The sequence below is a fragment of the Butyricicoccus pullicaecorum DSM 23266 genome (genome assembly GCF_900167005.1).
In the GTDB taxonomy this organism is placed as follows: Bacteria; Bacillota; Clostridia; order Oscillospirales; family Butyricicoccaceae; genus Butyricicoccus; species Butyricicoccus pullicaecorum.
Genome location: NZ_FUXW01000009.1, coordinates 43,287 through 59,323, shown reverse-complemented (window position 1 = coordinate 59,323; position 16,037 = coordinate 43,287). Strand labels below are relative to the sequence as shown.

The 16,037-nt window shown below is 55.5% G+C and carries 17 protein-coding genes and 1 pseudogene; 6 read left to right on the top strand and 12 right to left on the bottom strand.

The genetic code is table 11. From position 1 onward, the window contains the following. Positions 1-299: 299 nt before the first annotated feature. The 6 genes from mnmL to tsaE all read right to left on the bottom strand — a co-directional run bounded on the left by mnmL (position 300) and on the right by tsaE (position 4,025). Entirely contained in the window at positions 300-1,256 is a 957-nt protein-coding gene (gene mnmL / locus B5D52_RS12300; protein ID WP_242946535.1) for a tRNA modification radical SAM protein MnmL/YtqA, read from the bottom strand. After that, positions 1,217-1,699 (bottom strand): hypothetical protein, encoded by a 483-nt coding sequence (locus B5D52_RS12295; protein ID WP_016149025.1) that lies wholly within the window; start codon positions 1,697-1,699, stop codon positions 1,217-1,219. The genes mnmL and B5D52_RS12295 overlap by 40 nt, the downstream gene beginning before the upstream one ends. A gap of 89 nt (positions 1,700-1,788) precedes the next feature. Then, on the bottom strand, positions 1,789-2,418 hold the full coding sequence (gene upp, locus B5D52_RS12290; protein ID WP_016149024.1) for a uracil phosphoribosyltransferase: 630 nt from the start codon (positions 2,416-2,418) through the stop codon (positions 1,789-1,791). 35 nt (positions 2,419-2,453) lie between these two features. After that, positions 2,454-2,900 (bottom strand): ribose 5-phosphate isomerase B, encoded by a 447-nt coding sequence (gene rpiB, locus B5D52_RS12285; protein WP_016149023.1) that lies wholly within the window; start codon positions 2,898-2,900, stop codon positions 2,454-2,456. Further along, on the bottom strand, positions 2,897-3,607 hold the full coding sequence (tsaB, locus tag B5D52_RS12280; RefSeq protein ID WP_016149022.1) for a tRNA (adenosine(37)-N6)-threonylcarbamoyltransferase complex dimerization subunit type 1 TsaB: 711 nt from the start codon (positions 3,605-3,607) through the stop codon (positions 2,897-2,899). The genes rpiB and tsaB overlap by 4 nt, the downstream gene beginning before the upstream one ends. Beyond that, complete coding sequence (tsaE, locus tag B5D52_RS12275) at positions 3,588-4,025, bottom strand: tRNA (adenosine(37)-N6)-threonylcarbamoyltransferase complex ATPase subunit type 1 TsaE (RefSeq protein WP_016149021.1); 438 nt, start codon at positions 4,023-4,025, stop codon at positions 3,588-3,590. Before tsaE ends, tsaB begins: the two co-directional genes overlap by 20 nt. A 156-nt stretch (positions 4,026-4,181) precedes the next feature. Here tsaE and B5D52_RS12270 point away from each other — a divergent pair, with 156 nt between their 5' ends. From B5D52_RS12270 to B5D52_RS12260, 3 genes are all read left to right on the top strand, one after another. Continuing rightward, positions 4,182-4,646: a hypothetical protein gene (locus B5D52_RS12270; protein WP_016149020.1), complete on the top strand. Its 465-nt coding sequence runs from the start codon at positions 4,182-4,184 to the stop codon at positions 4,644-4,646. 104 nt (positions 4,647-4,750) lie between these two features. Then, the gene (locus B5D52_RS12265; protein ID WP_016149019.1) at positions 4,751-5,233 is read left to right on the top strand and encodes a sigma-70 family RNA polymerase sigma factor; all 483 of its coding nucleotides are present in this window, start codon (positions 4,751-4,753) and stop codon (positions 5,231-5,233) included. Then, the gene (locus B5D52_RS12260) at positions 5,220-6,557 is read left to right on the top strand and encodes a hypothetical protein (RefSeq protein WP_016149018.1); all 1,338 of its coding nucleotides are present in this window, start codon (positions 5,220-5,222) and stop codon (positions 6,555-6,557) included. The genes B5D52_RS12265 and B5D52_RS12260 overlap by 14 nt, the downstream gene beginning before the upstream one ends. 33 nt (positions 6,558-6,590) lie before the next feature. Here the strand turns inward: B5D52_RS12260 and B5D52_RS12255 are convergent, their stop codons facing one another. Continuing rightward, the gene (locus B5D52_RS12255; RefSeq protein WP_016149017.1) at positions 6,591-7,082 is read right to left on the bottom strand and encodes a hypothetical protein; all 492 of its coding nucleotides are present in this window, start codon (positions 7,080-7,082) and stop codon (positions 6,591-6,593) included. A 234-nt stretch (positions 7,083-7,316) separates the two neighbouring features. On the opposite strand from B5D52_RS12255, the gene B5D52_RS12250 reads away from it, so the two are divergent. Then, entirely contained in the window at positions 7,317-7,835 is a 519-nt protein-coding gene (locus B5D52_RS12250; protein ID WP_016149016.1) for a hypothetical protein, read from the top strand. 292 nt (positions 7,836-8,127) lie between these two features. On the opposite strand, the gene B5D52_RS12245 is transcribed toward B5D52_RS12250, so the two are convergent. Continuing rightward, positions 8,128-9,798 (bottom strand): formate--tetrahydrofolate ligase, encoded by a 1,671-nt coding sequence (locus B5D52_RS12245; RefSeq protein ID WP_016149015.1) that lies wholly within the window; start codon positions 9,796-9,798, stop codon positions 8,128-8,130. Between the two features lie 189 nt (positions 9,799-9,987). Between B5D52_RS12245 and B5D52_RS12240 the strand changes: the two genes are divergently transcribed. Further along, positions 9,988-11,118 (top strand): FtsW/RodA/SpoVE family cell cycle protein, encoded by a 1,131-nt coding sequence (locus B5D52_RS12240; RefSeq protein WP_016149014.1) that lies wholly within the window; start codon positions 9,988-9,990, stop codon positions 11,116-11,118. Between the two features lie 239 nt (positions 11,119-11,357). On the opposite strand, the gene B5D52_RS12235 is transcribed toward B5D52_RS12240, so the two are convergent. Continuing rightward, complete coding sequence (locus B5D52_RS12235) at positions 11,358-11,543, bottom strand: helix-turn-helix domain-containing protein (protein ID WP_143149506.1); 186 nt, start codon at positions 11,541-11,543, stop codon at positions 11,358-11,360. A gap of 160 nt (positions 11,544-11,703) precedes the next feature. Here B5D52_RS12235 and B5D52_RS16155 point away from each other — a divergent pair, with 160 nt between their 5' ends. Beyond that, positions 11,704-11,871, top strand: a complete 168-nt coding sequence (locus tag B5D52_RS16155; RefSeq protein WP_016149012.1) for a hypothetical protein — start codon at positions 11,704-11,706, stop codon at positions 11,869-11,871. A 256-nt stretch (positions 11,872-12,127) separates the two neighbouring features. On the opposite strand, the gene nrdG is transcribed toward B5D52_RS16155, so the two are convergent. The 3 genes and pseudogenes from nrdG to B5D52_RS12220 all read right to left on the bottom strand — a co-directional run bounded on the left by nrdG (position 12,128) and on the right by B5D52_RS12220 (position 15,198). Further along, entirely contained in the window at positions 12,128-12,634 is a 507-nt protein-coding gene (gene nrdG / locus B5D52_RS12230; protein WP_016149011.1) for an anaerobic ribonucleoside-triphosphate reductase activating protein, read from the bottom strand. 5 nt (positions 12,635-12,639) lie between these two features. Next, positions 12,640-12,789: pseudogene (gene nrdD / locus B5D52_RS12225) on the bottom strand (anaerobic ribonucleoside-triphosphate reductase); the annotation flags it as partial. A 90-nt stretch (positions 12,790-12,879) separates the two neighbouring features. Further along, positions 12,880-15,198, bottom strand: a complete 2,319-nt coding sequence (locus B5D52_RS12220; RefSeq protein ID WP_016149009.1) for an anaerobic ribonucleoside triphosphate reductase — start codon at positions 15,196-15,198, stop codon at positions 12,880-12,882. Positions 15,199-16,037 lie beyond the last annotated feature (839 nt).

The following is a 16,037-nucleotide window of genomic DNA, read 5'->3' as shown; positions in this document are numbered from 1 at the left end:
GTCGAGCCCGCAGGCTCGAAAAACCCCTTTGATTCCCGGTGTCCGGCCCGGGAATCAATTAAAACAAACAAAAAAAGGAAAGACCGTCCTTTGGGACGGTCTTTCCTAATGAGCGCACTTTGTGCGCGAAGTATTGCGCATCCTGCGGGATGCGCTTTTTCTTATTTTTTGGTTGATTTTCGCAAAAGCGAAAATCAAAAGGGGATTCCGCTCGCTGCGGCGAGCGTCTCAGGGCTCTGCCCTGAGAACCCGCAAGCCTTTCGAGAAAGGCTTGAGCGAAAGCTTCAATTTTGGGTGCGTCAGTCGAACTTTTTGCCCTGCCAGCTATCCCGTCTCGCAAGTTCCTGATCGATTGCGTTGAGCACGTCACGTTTACGTTTGGTCCACTCCGGACCAAGCACGTCCTGTGCGGGGCCGTCGCCGGTCAATCGTCCGATCACGGTGGTCATAGGCAAACGTTCCAACTGGTCGCAAGTCACCGCGACATATTCCTCCCTTGTGAGCAAGGGAAAGTCCATTTGTGCCAATCTTGTGCCTTTCAAAACGTGCAAAGCGTGGATTTTGACGCCATCCGGGTACATGTGTCCGAGCACATGTGCACTTTCGCGCATATCGTCAAGGGATTCCCCGGGCAAGCCGTTGATGAGATGTACCCAAGTGCAGATTCCGCGCTTTTTAAGTCTCTCATAACCTTTACAAAACTGGTCAAAGGTCTCACAGCGGTTCATGGCCTGCAAGGTACGGTCATGGACGGTTTGCAGCCCAAGTTCGACGGTCAAGTCGGTTTTCTCGGCATATTCTTCCAGCAAATCGGCAGTTCTCTCGTCGATGCAGTCAGCGCGGGTACCGATGACCAGTCCTGCTGCGTCCGGCAGGGCGAGTGCGCGGTCATACTGCTCCCGCAAAGTCTCGATCGGTGCGTATGTGCCGGAAAATGCCTGAAAATACGGCTGATACCGTGCGTCCTTCCACTTTCCCTGCACTTTCTCAATGCCTGCCCGGTATTGTTCCTCCAAAGACGGCAAAGCGGCGATCTGGTCGCCGCTGCCGCGCCCCGAACAAAAGGCGCATCCACCTATGCCCAGTTTACCGTCCCGGTTGGGACAGGTAAACCCACCGTCGAGCGGCACGCGCACCACGCGCCCGCCTTTTCGGTGCTTCAAAAAGTAGGCATAAGTATAGTATCGTTTGTTATCGTCGCTGTACGGGAATCCACTCATGCCGGCAGCTCGGGTACCAGCGTCCAATGGATGCACCAGTCGTTCGCCTGCTCATGGTTTGCATGGTTGCCTGCAACCGGGTCGTCGATCTCCGGGGTGACGTCGTAAGTGATCATGGGGTCATTGACCGGGTACGAACCCTTGCCGCTGAACTTATCGGTCATGGTCACGCTCGCGGTGTTGGTCACCTTCCAGCTGTCGCCGTCCTTCTCGACCAGTCCCAGCGTGAACGGTACGCTGGCATCCTCGGCGGTATTCGCCCAGATGACAACGACCTTGCCCTCACGGGCTTCGATCTGCTTGACGACTTCCTGGCTTTCCTTGGTCGCTGCCTGCACGGCTTCGTCCTGCGTGGTGTAGCTTGCCGACGCGGCATCTTCCTTGCTATCGCCCGAGCCGCCGCAGCCGCTGAGCATCATTCCCATCGTGAGCATGCTCACAGCCGCAAGTACTGCGGCAAACAGTCTCTTCAGTTTCATGTTTGGATCTCTCCTTTTCACAATTTGTTTACATTTTACCATCAAAAAAGCGCCGCGTCCCCGCAGCGCTTTTGTTGACTTGTCAGATTTTACTTGGTGCCGAAAATGCGGTCGCCCGCGTCGCCGAGACCGGGTACGATGTAGCCGTGCTCATTGAGTTCGGGATCGATTGCTGCGGTAAAGATTTCGACATCGGGGTGTTCCTTCTGTACAACGTCCAGACCTTCCTGGGTGGACAGCAGGCACATGAGCTTAATGTGCTTAACACCACGCTTCTTCAGTGCGGAAATCGCCTCTGCCGCAGAGCCGCCGGTTGCGACCATGGGATCGATGACGATGACATCACGCTCTGCGATATCGACCGGCAGTTTTGCGTAATACTCGACCGGCTTGAGGGTATCAGGATCACGATACAGGCCGAGGTGGCCGACCTTTGCTGCCGGGATCAGCTCGAGCATGCCGTCGATCATACCCAGACCTGCACGCAGGATGGGCACAAATGCGATCTTCTTACCCGAGATCACGCGTGCCTTGGCGTGTGCCAGCGGGGTCTCGATGTTGATCTCCTTGAGCGGCAGATCGCGGGTTGCCTCATAGCACATGAGCATTGCGATCTCGCGGGTCGCCTCGCGGAATTCCTTAACGCCGGTCTGGCGGTCGCGCATCAGGCTGAGCTTATGCAGGATCAGCGGGTGATCCATAACATGAATCTGTGCCATACGTTCTTAACTCCTTTAATTTATCCGGGGTTGTTTTACTTGCTGTGCTTGGCCTCGATCGCGTGGATTTTCTCGATGCGACCCAGATGACGGCCGCCTTCCAGCTCGCCCTCGAGCCAGACCTCGACCATCTCTGCCGCTTCACCGGGGCCGGTGATGCGCTCGCCCAGGCACAGAATGTTTGCGTCGTTGTGCAGACGGCAGTACTTTGCGGCGAAATGCGACTGGCAGGCTGCGGCACGGATGCCGGGAACCTTGTTTGCAGCGATCGAAATACCGATGCCCGAACCGCAGATCAGAATACCGCGCTCGTGCTTGCCTGCAACGATTGCGTTTGCAACCGCCTCAGCGGCATCCGGGTAATCGTAACGCTCAGTCGAGTAGCAGCCGTAATCGGTGAACTCGTACTTGTCCTTGAGCATTTCCATAAGCTTGACCTTGAGGGCATAACCTGCGTGGTCGTTACCAATTGCAATGGTCATTTGTTTGTACCTCCGTTCAATTTTCGATCCCGCATCTGTTCGGCCTGCGGCTTGCGCAGGTAGACTGCGTCGAGCCTTTGCGCGTCGACTGCCTTTCCGTCGCGGAAGGCTTGCAGCGCTGCCATCGCCACGCCGTACGCACCGGGATAAATGAGGTGCGTGGGTGCGAGCACCAGATGGGGACAAATTTCGGTAAGTTTAGTATAGCACAAATATGCGCCATCTCCAACCAGAATTTCACCATCTTGCCCAATTTCCTCGCCCAGTGCCTGGATGGTCAGGGCGCGGTCGGGCGTCAGGCGTTCGGGTGCGCCGACGCCATTTAAACGGAATCTGGCGTTATACACCTGTCCGGCGCGCGCGTCCATCACGCACGACACCGTACCGGTCATACCGGTCAGGTTCCAGGCCATCGCCTCGAGCGTGGACACGCCCACGCAGGGCAGGCCGGTGCCCATCGCAAGACCCTTGACCGTCGCCACACCGATGCGAATACCGGTGAACGAACCCGGGCCGGATGCAACGGCAAAGCCGTCCAGCTCCTTCGGGGTCAAACCTACATTGGAAAGCAGCTGCTCGGCCATGGGCAGCAGCGTGCGGCTGTGGGTCAGACCGCAATTTTGAAAAGCCGACGCGACGACCTTCTCGCCGTCGGTCAGGCACACGGCGGCAGATACCGCCGATGACTCAAAGCTCAGTAGTTTCATGGATTTCCTCGATTTCAAGCAAACGGTCGTCGGGCTGCTCGCCGTAGGTCAGACGCACCGACTTATGGTGCGCGGGCAGCAGTCCACCCGCATTTCCGCTCCACTCAATGAGCAAAATGCGCGTACCGTCCAGGTATTCCTCAAAGCCCAGCTCAAACAGGGCTTCCTCGTCCAGGATACGGTACAGGTCGAAATGCACGACCGTGCCGTCCGGTGCGCTGTATTCGTTTGCGATGGCGAAGGTCGGACTGGTGACTCGGCCCGGATAGCCCAGACCGCGCAGCACCCCGCGCGCAAACGCCGTCTTTCCCGCGCCCAGATCGCCGTCCAGCGTGACCACGTCGCCCGGCTTTAGCGTCTTGGCAAAATCTGCGCCAGCCTGCTCGGTCTGCTCGGGGGAATGGGTGATGATCTGCATAAAAGAACCTCGTATCCTTTCGATGATAACTTATATTTTATCATACCACACAGGCCGGAAATTGACAAACCCCAATCTTGCCCCACTGGGCATTGCGTTCACTCTGGCTGCGTGCTATGATGGAATTGATATCCAGATGACAGGAGGGACCCAGCGATGAGATCCATACACAAACGCATGATGCTGATGTTCGCGGTGTCGCTCATTTGTGCAGCGGTGACCGCAAATCTGACACAAAACAGCCGCTCGGCCATCCATCGCGTAGAACAATACGCGCCCGAGGTGGTATCCGGCATTGTATATGATGATTGGCTTGTCGAGACGCATGGCGGCTTTCACGGGGATGGCGATACGCTCATCCGCTTTGACGTGACCGATCCGTCGGTATTTGACGATTTTTACGCACCGCCGTTTGAATCCACCATCGAGATCCGTACGGAAAACGAAGTGACCGTGGAAAATCTGGTTCTGTTCTCGACCGATGCAGAGATTCCCGACCCGGAAACTGCCTATTGGATGCTGGACGCGCACGGCCCGACGAGTATGCCATGGGCAAATCTTTCCATCGGGCTGTATTATCCTGAGGAACAGACGTTTTACTGGTACGAAAGTGATATATAAGAGAAAGACCGCCGAACGGCGGTCTTTTGTTGTCTGAAATTTTTTTGTTTTGCGGGAATGTTCACCCGTTTTGATGTGTCTAATAGGCAGAAAGGGGGAAGGGTATGGAAAATCAAGCCGAACTGACACGGATGATGCAGACCTACGGCACCCAGCTTCTGCGCCTGTGCACACTGTATCTCAAAGACCGCATGTTAGCCGAAGATGCCGTGCAGGAGACCTTTGTCCGGGCATGGCGTGCCGATTTTCGTCAGGAATGCAGCGAAAAGACCTTTTTAACGCGCATCGCCATCAATATCTGTAAAAATTACCTGCGCACGCCCTGGCACACCCGGCGTGCTTCGGCCGAACTGCTCGACCAGCTCACGACACAGATTCCAGACGTCGACGACACGCTCTTGCGGGCAGTGCTGTCCCTGTCGCAGGCGCACCGTGCGGTGATTTTGCTCTACTATTATCAGGGATTTTCGGTAAACGAAATCTCGGAAATCCTGTCCATCCCGTCCGCGACCGTCAGCACCCGGTTATTCCGGGCACGGGAAAAACTGCGGTCGATGTTAAAGGAGTGGTATTATGACGAACCATGAGAAAATGAGCGAGCAGTTAGACCGAATCATGGAATCGGTCGTATTTGAACCCCGGATGGAACAGGCGGTACGCCAGCGGCTGCACGAGCGCCGTGCGCCCCGCCGTCTGACTCGCCGCGCCGTGATCGCCATGGGCTTGTGCGCTGTGCTTGTGCTGTCTGCCGGTGCGATCGGACTGTCGGTAGTCGACCAAATGCGCAGCCATGCCGGGTCGTTTGCCCCGGCCATCCAGTCCCCGGCCGCAGCCGTACAGGAGCGCGACGGCATTGAGGTTTCGGTCGTCGGCGCGTACAGTGATTCCTATGGTGCAACGGTATATGTTGCCGTGCGCGATACGCAGGGCAAAAACCGTCTGAGCGCGGACAGTCATCTGAGCTCTTGGAATCTGGATGCCGAGAGCGATACGAAGCTGAGCCGTGCCGGTGTGCTTGACCTGAACAATCTGGTCTCTTACGATGACCAGACGCAGACCGCTGTCTTTTGTCTGCGCGGCAGCGGCTTGCAGATGAGCGGCGCGCAGCCGGGTTCGCAGCACACCTATACGCTGACCTTGGGTACCATCCTGCCCAAAGCGCACGAACTGACCTTCACCCTGCCCCAAAGCACCGCATCCGAGACCATTACCCAGACCGAGACCATAGATCAGCCGCTCGACCTCAGCCTGTCGTGGACGGATGAGCCGGCTGAGGTTCCGCAGGCGGTCATGTCCGAACCCGTCGCGGAGGGTGTCACACTCACGGCAGCCGGTCGGCTGGGCGACGACTATCATGTGCGTCTGGCACTTTCGGACTGCACGGCTGGCAAGCTGAACAGCGATATTTCGACCGATTCGCCGCTCAAACTCCCGGATTCCTATGTATCCAACATTATTTTTGACGATGGTCATGCCATAGACTACATTCTGCACGGCGCACGCATTCCCGATGCCTCGGCCACCGATGACCTGTCCTTCCGTCTGACCTATTACACCGAGCCGGTCTTGTATGGCGACTGGACGATACCGGTCACCTTCACGGTCAGCGAGCAGGTTCCACTGCAAATTCCGGCAGGCTGCAAGCTGGTAAGCGCGGAACTGACCGCGTTCCATGTCCTTCTCACCGTTCCGGAAGATCAGACTTACGCCTACGGTGGTACAACGGTCAGCATCCAGTATCAAAGCGGTGAGGTTATCACTTGCAGCGGCAACGGTTGGAGCCTGACCGATCCAGCCGCAGATGGGCAAACACAGTATTTTATGGAGTGGTCGACCGATGAACCGGTCGAGCTGTCACAGGTTGCCTCGGTGTCGGTCGGTGATTTTGTGCTGACTCCGGTACAGGAATAATCAAAAAGGACTGCAAATGCAGTCCTTTTTCTTTTAAAAATCCGACCAGGGCCATAAAACCTGACTTGTATACTTTTCGTAAGTGGTGTTGTTTTGATTGAGATAAAGGACGTTCCGACCAGAAGGTTCCACAGTCTTGTTATAGAATTCGTTGGACACTTCATACACAATCCGTCCGCCGCTCGTCGTCCAGCAGTCAATATACAGAAAATCGGACGCAGAGCCGTTTTCTCCGGGTGCGATCTGTGCGAAAGCGTCCCCGCCGGGCACGCCCAGCGCGTCACAGGTCTTATGGTCGAGCTCGCGTCGTTCATAGGCGGGATAATCCAACTGATCGGCCCAGACTTGGTCGATCATGTCCCGTTCGGTCTGGCTGATTATGAGTCCGCTGCACTCGCGCATGACCTGTTCGGCAGCGATCGTTTGGGGCACGAGTGTGCGCTCCGTTCCCTTGCCCCAAAGGGTAATCACAGCGGTCAAAATCGCGGCAATACACATCACAATTCGTACTGCTTTGCGCTCCATTCGCATCCCTCCTGTCTTTTTGTACAGTATAGCAAATTTCCGACGGATATTCCAGCACATTGCCGAAATTTGTTCCCGTCCTGTGACTTTTCATCAGGATGCAACAAAAAATGCTTTATTTTTTTCGTGTATTCCCCGTCTCTTTTTGTACTTTCCATTTGTCCTGTGCGGTTATATATGATATCATAAAGTTAGAAAGAGGATGGAAAATAAAGCCGTCAGGAGGTGAGCGCAATGCGTTTATGGCCCGATTACATTGCCTCCCGCCGAACCGCGCTGACTGTACTGCTGTTTTGCACGCTGTTTTTGGTCGTTCTGACCGGCGCCTATGCGCAGCGTCCGCCCGCCGCCGTCCCCACTCCGCCCTACATTTCGCCCGGAGAGCAGGCGATTGTCTTACAGGAAGAAGATGGGGTTCGGATTTTGCTGCTTTACGATCCAATTTCGCAGGGATTTCGCTGCGCGGTCTCGCTGTCGAACGATCCAGCGCAGGTTTTATACAGTCCGTCGGTGCACTTCAACATCACCCCCGGTCATCCGCTCACCATTCGCTATCCCGATACCGAGCAGGAGGAAGATTTACAGGAGGATGTACCGGCTGTGGACACCGAAGAGTCTCTGCTTCCGGTCGAGGTCTGCATTACGCCGCGGGTGTTGACCACCAGCCGCACGTCGCAGTATACGAGCGAGTCGTTTGTGCAGGAATGGCATGTGCGCTGGAAGGAATTGGAGGATGGAGTCGTTTGGGCGTGAAGATTCAGGTTTTTTGAGAGAGGCTGCGAGTGCGGTCTCTCTTTTGTTTTGGGGTGGGACGGGAAAAAGAAAAAGACCCGAGCCTTGCGGTCGGGTCTTATGAGCGGCTTTGAGCCGCGGGGGATTGCGCGTCTGCGGACGCGCTTTTTGTTCTTTTTTGGTTGATTTTCGCAAAAGCGAAAATCAAAAAGGGGATTTCGCCCGTTGCGACGGGCGACTCAGGGCGCTGCCCTGAGAACCCGCAGCCTTTGAAAAGGCTGGCGAAACTTTCCGTGTTGGGTGCGGTGGTGGATTAGAACAGGCCGATGATCTTGCCGTCTTCCTCGACGTCGATATTCTCTGCCGCGGGCTTCTTGGGCAGGCCGGGCATGGTCATGATGGCGCCGGTCTCACAGACCACGAATCCTGCGCCAGCCGACAGGCGAGCGGTGCGGACGGTGATGGTGAAATCGGTGGGACGGCCGAGCAGGGATGCATCATCGGACAGCGAATACTGAGTCTTTGCCATGCAGATCGGCAGGCTGCCGTAGCCCATTGCCTCGATGTTTGCCAGTTCCTTGGCAGCTGCGGGCAGGATATTGACATCCTTTGCGCCGTAAATGGTGGTTGCGATGGCGCGAATCTTATCGGTCAGGGGCTGATCGAGTTCATAGATCGGGTGGTAATCGCTCTGATCCTCAGCCAGTACGTCGAGTACCTGCTGTGCCAGTGCCTTACCGCCTTCGCCACCCTTGGCGAATACCTCGGACAGCGCGACGCGTACGCCCATTTCCTGACAGTGCTGCTCGATGAAAGCCATTTCCTCGGCGGTATCGGTCGGGAATGCGTTGATTGCAACAACGACCGGCAGACCGAACTTACGGATGTTTTCGATGTGTGCGTCCAGGTTGACGATGCCCTTTGCCAGTGCGTCGACGTTGGGCTGGTTGAGGTCGGGCTTTGCCACGCCACCGTTATACTTGAGTGCGCGGACGGTTGCGACCAGAACGACACAGGACGGCGTCAGGCCAGCTGCGCGGCACTTGATGTCGAGGAACTTCTCCGCGCCGAGGTCTGCGCCGAAGCCGGCCTCAGTGATGGCGATATCACCCAGCTTAAGCGCCATCTTGGTCGCCTGTACGCTGTTGCAGCCGTGTGCGATGTTTGCGAAGGGGCCGCCGTGCATCAGGCAGGGCGTACCCTCGAGGGTCTGGACGAGGTTGGGCTTGATGGCGTCCTTTAAGAGGGCAGCCATTGCGCCGTCTGCCTTGAGGTCGCGTGCGTAAACCGGCTCACCGGCGTAAGTGTAAGCGACCAGAATGTTGCCCAGACGCTTTTTAAGGTCTGCAAGGTCGTTTGCCAGGCACAGGATGGCCATGACCTCGGATGCGACCGTAATCATAAAGTGATCTTCACGCGGTACGCCGTTGACCTTGCCGCCAAGGCCAATGGTGATGTTGCGCAGTGCGCGGTCGTTCATATCCAGAACGCGGGAAAAGAGGACGCGGCGGGAATCGATGCCCAGCGTGTTGCCCTGCTGGAGGTGGTTGTCGAGCATTGCACAGAGCAGGTTATTGGCTGCGGTGATGGCGTGCATGTCGCCGGTAAAGTGGAGGTTAATGTCCTCCATCGGTACGACCTGTGCATAGCCGCCGCCGGCTGCACCGCCCTTGATGCCGAAGACCGGGCCGAGAGACGGTTCACGCAGTGCGATGACTGCATTCTGTCCGAGCTGTGCCATTGCCTGACCCAGACCGACGGTCGTGGTGGTCTTGCCCTCGCCTGCCGGGGTGGGATTGATTGCGGTCACGAGAACCAGCTTGCCGTCCGGCTTATCCTGAATCTTTTCCCAGGTTTCGCGGCCGAGCTTTGCCTTATACTTGCCGTAAAGTTCCAGATCATCTGCGGAAAGTCCAGCCTTTGCGGCAACCTCCGTGATGGGCTGCATTTTGCAGTTCTGCGCGATCTCGATATCTGTCAGCATTGCCATTCATCCTCCATCGTCTTGTTATGGGATACACTTTAGTGACATTATACCACATTTTTTATCAATCCAAAAGAAATCCCGGCGCATTTTCTCTCGCTTTTCCGCTGAAATTGTGGTATGATAGATTCCAGCCTTTTATGGAATTATATCAAACCCCAGCGTCTGCGAAAAGGAGGCCATGCTGACATGAGGCCATTGCGTTCGGCCGTGCACTACTTCAAAAATACCGACCTTTATCTACTGTTTATCGCGCTTTGCTGTTCGGCTTACAGCTTGGTTTTAGTCAACTCCGCGACCGCGAGCAGTGCCTCGCACGACCGTTTTCTGATCGTTCAGGGCGGTGCGGTCGTCATTGGCGTGATTGCGTTTATCATTATGTCTCTGGTCGATCTGGAGTCCATCAAGCGGTATTGGCGCGTGCTGCTGCTGCTCAATGTCGTGATGCAGCTATCCATGTTCGTTTTGGGTTCCAGCCGAAGCGGTAACCAGAGCTGGATTGAAATTGGCCCGATCACGGTTCAGCCGGGTGAGATCGGTAAGATTCTGTTTATCATCACCTTTGCCGCCCATCTGATGCAGGTTTATGAGGAGATCAACCGCTGGCAGACACTCATCCAGCTCGGCATTCACGCGATGCTGCCGTTTGGCGCAATCGTAGTCGCCCAGCACGACGCAGGTGTTGCAATGGGCTATCTTCTGATTGCGATTACGATGATCTTTGCCGCAGGTATTTCCTATAAGTGGATTTTCGGCGGCGCGGTACTCGGACTTGCAGCCGTCCCGATTGCGTTTCAGTTCCTGAGCGGTTATCGACTGGCGCGTATTCTCGTCCTGCTCGACCCCTCGATCGATAATTTGTATGGCGATAAGGACTACTACTACCAGACCGCACAGAGTAAAATTGCGATCGGCGCGGGACAGTTCAGCGGCTCGGGCTATATGCAGGGCCTGCAAACACAGTATAATAAAGTCCCGGTTAACGAGTCCGACTTCATTTATACGGTTGCGGGCGAAGAGTTCGGCTTTATCGGCGCAATGCTGGTCATCATCCTGCTGGCATTGCTGGTTTTGAGACTGTTTTACGTCAGTTATCGTGCCGGTTCGACGTTCTCGGCACTGATGACCGTCGGTATCGCGGGTATGTTCATGTTCCAGTCATTCCAGAATATTCTGATGTGCTTGGGTATGTTCCCGGTTGTCGGCGTTACCCTGCCTTTGTTCTCGTACGGTGGTACATCGGTCGTTACGATGTATATTGCACTCGGCGTCGCCGCCGGAGTTAGAATGAGAGAAAAACCCAGTTGGCTCCAAAAGTGATCGCCGCACCAATAATTGAAGCTTTCGCTCAAGCCTTTCTCGAAAGGCTTGCGGGTTCTCAGGGCAGAGCCCTGAGTCGCGCTCCGCAGAGCGCGAAACTCCCCTCTTTGATTTTCGCTTCCGCGAAAATCAACCAAAACAGAACAAAAAAGCGCTGTCCGCAGACAGCGCAATCCCCTGCGCGCTAAGCGCGCTCATGGAAACCGTTCCCTAGGGAACGGTTTCTTTTTTTACCTCAATTACTCCGCATCTGCACGATATTCGAGCAGCTCGGACACTTCACAGTCAAGCACATAGCAGATACGGGCGAGGATGTCGAGGTCGAGTTTTTCGACCTTGCCCTGATACCATCTATCAACAACCGCAAAATTCACATGAATTGCGCTGGCTAGTTGGTTTCTATTCATCCCGCGCGATTCCAGCATTTCGCGTAAATGCAGCACAACAGTGCCATAAGATTGTGTTACTATAATAGAACGTTCAGCCATATTATCACCTATAGATATCATATCTAGGATATGACCGCTTGACTATTCTATTATAAAGTATTATATTTTATATAATATATCTCTAGGAGGTAATAGTATGGACAGTAAGCCGGACTTTGAACAGATGTATTACACCCTCTTTCGTTCGGTTACGCACGCCGCCACGCTGCTCGAACAGGGCAACACCGTTCGCGCATACCTCGCTCTGGTTGACGCGCAGCGAACAACAGAAGAGATGTATATTGCTGGGGAGGAGGACGTTTAAAAGGGCGTATTGCGGCAGTAGGGGTAAAAAAGAAACCGTTCCCTAGGGAACGGTTTCCATGAGCGCGCTTAGCGCGCAGGGGGTTGCGCTGTCTGCGGACAGCGCTTCTTTTTTATTTTTTGGTTGATTTTCGCAAAAGCGAAAATCAAAAAGGGGATTCCGCATCCTGCGGGATGCGGCTCAGGGCTCTGCCCTGAGAACCCGCAGCCTTTCGAGAAAGGCTGGCGAAAGCTTCATTATGGGTGCGGTGCTGGTTTTAACGATACTCTTCCATCCAAGTTGCCTGTCCGGTTTTCAGGGATGTCTGGACATCCAACACGCGCTGGTTTGCGCTGCCGCGGAAGCGAAGCTCTAAGCCTTTCTCTTCCTCCACAAACCTGCCATCGACGAGCAATGTCAGCTTTTCCAGCAATTTCCTCACCCACGGATCGGGCAATTCCATGAGCTGTTCGAAGGTATAACCGGTATAGGACATGAGCGGTTTTTTACCGTTTAAACCGTCCGCCACCGCGCACAAACCTTCTGCCTGACAGAACGGTTCGCCGCCCGAGAAGGTCACACCGGTCAGCAGCGGATTTTTGAGGATATCCGCGACCAGTGCATCGCTGTCGATGTCGGTACCGCCCGAAAAATCGTGTGTTTCCGGGTTATGGCAGCCGGGGCAATGGTGCGGACAGCCCTGTGTGAAGATGACATAGCGGAAGCCGGGGCCGTCTACGATGGACTCACCGATTGTTCCCGCTATGCGCAATGTTTTCCCCATGGTGCTTATGCCGAACGGGTGTTATCGCTTAACGAGCAGCAGGATACGCCATGCTTTACGCGGTCGTGCTCCTCTGCGCGCTTGCCGTTGTTGAAGCGGTCGAGGGTACCTACCAGATAACCGGTAATGCGGCGGATACGCTCAAAGCCAACACCCTCGCCAACAACCGGAACACCATTTACTTCGGTTACGTTGAATTCCTTAGTCATCATTCTTCCTCCTATGTTCAAACCTGATATCAAAAATCAAAGCGGGTTTACAACGCGGTCGTGTTCCTCGTTCGGGTCGCCCGGATAGCCCAGGGTAGACCAGTTGAGGTGCTTGTACATGCCAAGCTTCTGCAGCTTCTCGAGCGGTACGCCCTCGCCCTCACGGCGGCCGCAGCGCGGGCAGACATCACCGATGATGCCGGTATAGCCGCAGATGGGGTCACGGTCGATGGGGTGGTTGATGGCGCCGTAGCCCATGCCTGCTTCCTTCATGGCGCGGACTACCGTCTCAAACGCCTCGAGGTTCTGGGTCGGGTCACCGTCGAGCTCGATGTAGCTGATATGTCCGCCGTTGGTCAGCGCGTGGTACGGTGCCTCGCGGCGAATCTTCTCAAAGGCAGAAATCGGATAATATACCGGCACGTGGAATGAGTTGGTATAGTATTCGCGGTCGGTTACGCCCGGAATCTCGCCAAAACGCGCACGATCCATGCGCACGAAGCGGCCGGACAGACCCTCTGCCGGGGTTGCAATCAAAGTGAAGTTCAGGTGGTACTGCTGTGCCGCCTGATCCATGCGCTCACGCATGTGCGATACGATCTTGAGGCCGAGTTCCTGTGCCTCGTCGCTCTCGCCGTGATGTACACCGATGAGCGCCTTGAGCGTCTCTGCAAGGCCGATAAAGCCGCAGGTCAGGCTGCCGTGCTTTAATACCTCGCCCACGCTGTCGTCCGGGCCCAGCTTCTCCGAGTCAATCCACACGCCCTGACCCATGAGGAAGGGATAGTTTCTGACCTTCTTCTGGCTCTGGATGCGCAGACGGGCAAGCAGCTGGTCGATGACAAGGTCGATCTTGCGGTCGAGGTCCTCAAAGAACCAGTCGATATCGCCCTTGCTCAAAATCGCAATGCGCGGCAGGTTGATGGACGTAAAGCTCAGGTTGCCGCGGCCGTTTACGATCTCGCGGGTCGGGTCGAACACGTTGCCCACCACGCGGGTACGGCAGCCCATGTAAGTTGCCTCGGTCTCGGGGTGGCCGGGCTTATAGTACTGCGCGTTGAACGGTGCGTCGAGGAACGAGAAGTTCGGGAACATGCGCTTTGCCGATACGCGCATGGCCAGCTTAAACAGGTCGTAGTTGGGCTCGCCGGGGTTGTAGTTGACGCCCTCCTTGACCTTGAAAATGTGAATCGGGAAGATCGAGGTCTCGCCGTTGCCCAGGCCTGCCTCGGTTGCCTTCATCAGGCATTCCATGACCAGACGGCCTTCGGGCGAGGTGTCGGTACCGTAGTTGAGCGAAGTAAACGGCACCTGTGCGCCTGCACGCGAATGCATGGTATTGAGGTTGTGCACCAGTGCTTCCATGGCCTGATAGGTATTGCGGCGGGTTTCCTTGACCGCGTACTTGCGGGTAAAGCGCATGATCTTGGCCGCGGTGCGCTCGTCGGTGTGGTCGCACAGCAGACGCTCGACCGCCTCGTCGAAGCCGTTGCCATCGGCAAAGACCGCAATCTCACCGGTCTCGCGCTCAGCGTTCTTCACGATCGACTTGCTCAGCAGCTCGCCGTCCTCCTGCTCGAGGTAAATCTCGATGGCCTTGGTCAGGTTATCGGTGAACGCGCGGCGGAAGGTCTTCTTGACGCCGGGCGCCATGGAGTAATCGAAATTCGGGATGGACTGACCGCCGTGCTGGTCGTTCTGGTTGGACTGGAGCGCGATGCACGCCAGTGCAGAGTACGAGCGGATGTCGTTCGGCTCACGCAGGAAGCCGTGACCGGTCGAAAAACCGCCCTGGAACAGCTTGAGCAGATCGATCTGGCAGCAGGTGGTGGTCAGGGTGAGGAAATCCAGGTCGTGGATGTGGATGTCGCCTTCGCGGTGTGCGCGTGCGTGCTCCGGGTCGAGAATGAACATCTCGTAGAACTGCTTCGCGCCCTCCGAGCCGTACTTGAGCATGGTACCCATCGCGGTATCGCCGTCGATGTTGGCGTTCTCGCGCTTTACGTTGTTCTCGAGCGAGGACTTGAAAGTCAGATCCTCATAAACTTTCATCAGACGGGTATTCATCTCACGCACGCGGGTGCGCTCGTTACGGTACAGGATGTACCGCTTTGCCGTGCGTGCATGGCCGGTTTCGACCAGGACACGCTCGACCTCGTCCTGGATCTGCTCGACGGTCGGAATCTCGCCGGACAGCGCCTGTTCCAGGTTTTGCTCGACCTGGCGTGCCAGGGTCTCGGCCATCTGGTAATCGTGACCGCCCGAGGCCTGCGCGGCCTGAAAGATCGCGTTTGTAATTTTATCCAGTTCAAAGGCCGACTGACGGCCGTCTCGTTTGATGATCTGAGCTATCATGTAAAAAGGGATCTCCTTCCCAGGTTTGCAGCCTGTGTATAAATCTGTGCACAACTTTTTGTTGTTGTGGATAAGTATCTGCACCATATCTAGTAGGGGTCTGATTCGATGCACTTAATAATATAGCCCTCCGGGCGAAGATTGTCAAGGGCAGGGCTGGGCGTTTGGACAGATGTACAATTCTTTGCCGTTTTTTTTGGCGATTGTGAAGCGAGGTAGCTATTGACAACGGTCGGACAGCCGAAAGGTCGATAAGATGGCGGTGGGGTGTCTGTCAAACACCCCGCCCGCGCAGGCATTTCGTGTGCATTGCAGGGGCACACAGAATGCCTTGCAGCCGCAGGCTGCTTCCCATACTTTCCGGCTGCCGACGGGTCGGGGAAACATCGGAAACGACGGTTTTCGAACAAATGATCTGGTTTTGTGTGCAGTATAATGAATTTCTCTCTGTCAGAACTTGCATTTTCGGGCAGTTTGTGCAAGACCTTCCCTTGTGCCGTCAGGTGCACAAGGGTACTCTTGTCCGGTATGTGCGCCCGGTCGTTCGATTTCCCACGGCAGGTGCCCTGTCTGTTTCTGTCTTTCGCGGTAAATCCGCCCAAAAATGCAAATCATATACAATATGATTGTACCCGGATTTTCGCCCGCTGTGCGGTTACACGAATCCGGTTTTTCCCGTATTTTACCGCATCAGGATTTTTTCTGACTAAAACACAGAATTTTTCGCACATACCCCCGCAAATGTCACACATTTTATCAGCTAAACTGCACAATCAAACGTAAAATGCTTTGTTGAAACTGCTATTTTTCATTCGATTTTTTACATGGATTTTACACGC

Bases quoted from the DNA above. Each gene is read 5' to 3' on its own strand.
- rpiB (WP_016149023.1), bottom strand. From the start codon at position 2,900: ATGACCATTGCAATTGGTAACGACCACGCAGGTTATGCCCTCAAGGTC.
- B5D52_RS12260 (WP_016149018.1), top strand. From the start codon at position 5,220: ATGACGAACCATGAGAAAATGAGCGAGCAGTTAGACCGAATCATGGAA.
- B5D52_RS12255 (WP_016149017.1), bottom strand. From the start codon at position 7,082: ATGGAGCGCAAAGCAGTACGAATTGTGATGTGTATTGCCGCGATTTTG.
- B5D52_RS16155 (WP_016149012.1), top strand. From the start codon at position 11,704: ATGGACAGTAAGCCGGACTTTGAACAGATGTATTACACCCTCTTTCGT.
- tsaE (WP_016149021.1), bottom strand. From the start codon at position 4,025: ATGCAGATCATCACCCATTCCCCCGAGCAGACCGAGCAGGCTGGCGCA.
- B5D52_RS12240 (WP_016149014.1), top strand. From the start codon at position 9,988: ATGAGGCCATTGCGTTCGGCCGTGCACTACTTCAAAAATACCGACCTT.
- B5D52_RS12295 (WP_016149025.1), bottom strand. From the start codon at position 1,699: ATGAAACTGAAGAGACTGTTTGCCGCAGTACTTGCGGCTGTGAGCATG.
- B5D52_RS12270 (WP_016149020.1), top strand. From the start codon at position 4,182: ATGAGATCCATACACAAACGCATGATGCTGATGTTCGCGGTGTCGCTC.
- B5D52_RS12250 (WP_016149016.1), top strand. From the start codon at position 7,317: ATGCGTTTATGGCCCGATTACATTGCCTCCCGCCGAACCGCGCTGACT.
- B5D52_RS12265 (WP_016149019.1), top strand. From the start codon at position 4,751: ATGGAAAATCAAGCCGAACTGACACGGATGATGCAGACCTACGGCACC.
- upp (WP_016149024.1), bottom strand. From the start codon at position 2,418: ATGGCACAGATTCATGTTATGGATCACCCGCTGATCCTGCATAAGCTC.
- B5D52_RS12235 (WP_143149506.1), bottom strand. From the start codon at position 11,543: ATGCTGGAATCGCGCGGGATGAATAGAAACCAACTAGCCAGCGCAATT.
- B5D52_RS12220 (WP_016149009.1), bottom strand. From the start codon at position 15,198: ATGATAGCTCAGATCATCAAACGAGACGGCCGTCAGTCGGCCTTTGAA.
- B5D52_RS12245 (WP_016149015.1), bottom strand. From the start codon at position 9,798: ATGCTGACAGATATCGAGATCGCGCAGAACTGCAAAATGCAGCCCATC.
- nrdG (WP_016149011.1), bottom strand. From the start codon at position 12,634: ATGGGGAAAACATTGCGCATAGCGGGAACAATCGGTGAGTCCATCGTA.
- tsaB (WP_016149022.1), bottom strand. From the start codon at position 3,607: ATGAAACTACTGAGCTTTGAGTCATCGGCGGTATCTGCCGCCGTGTGC.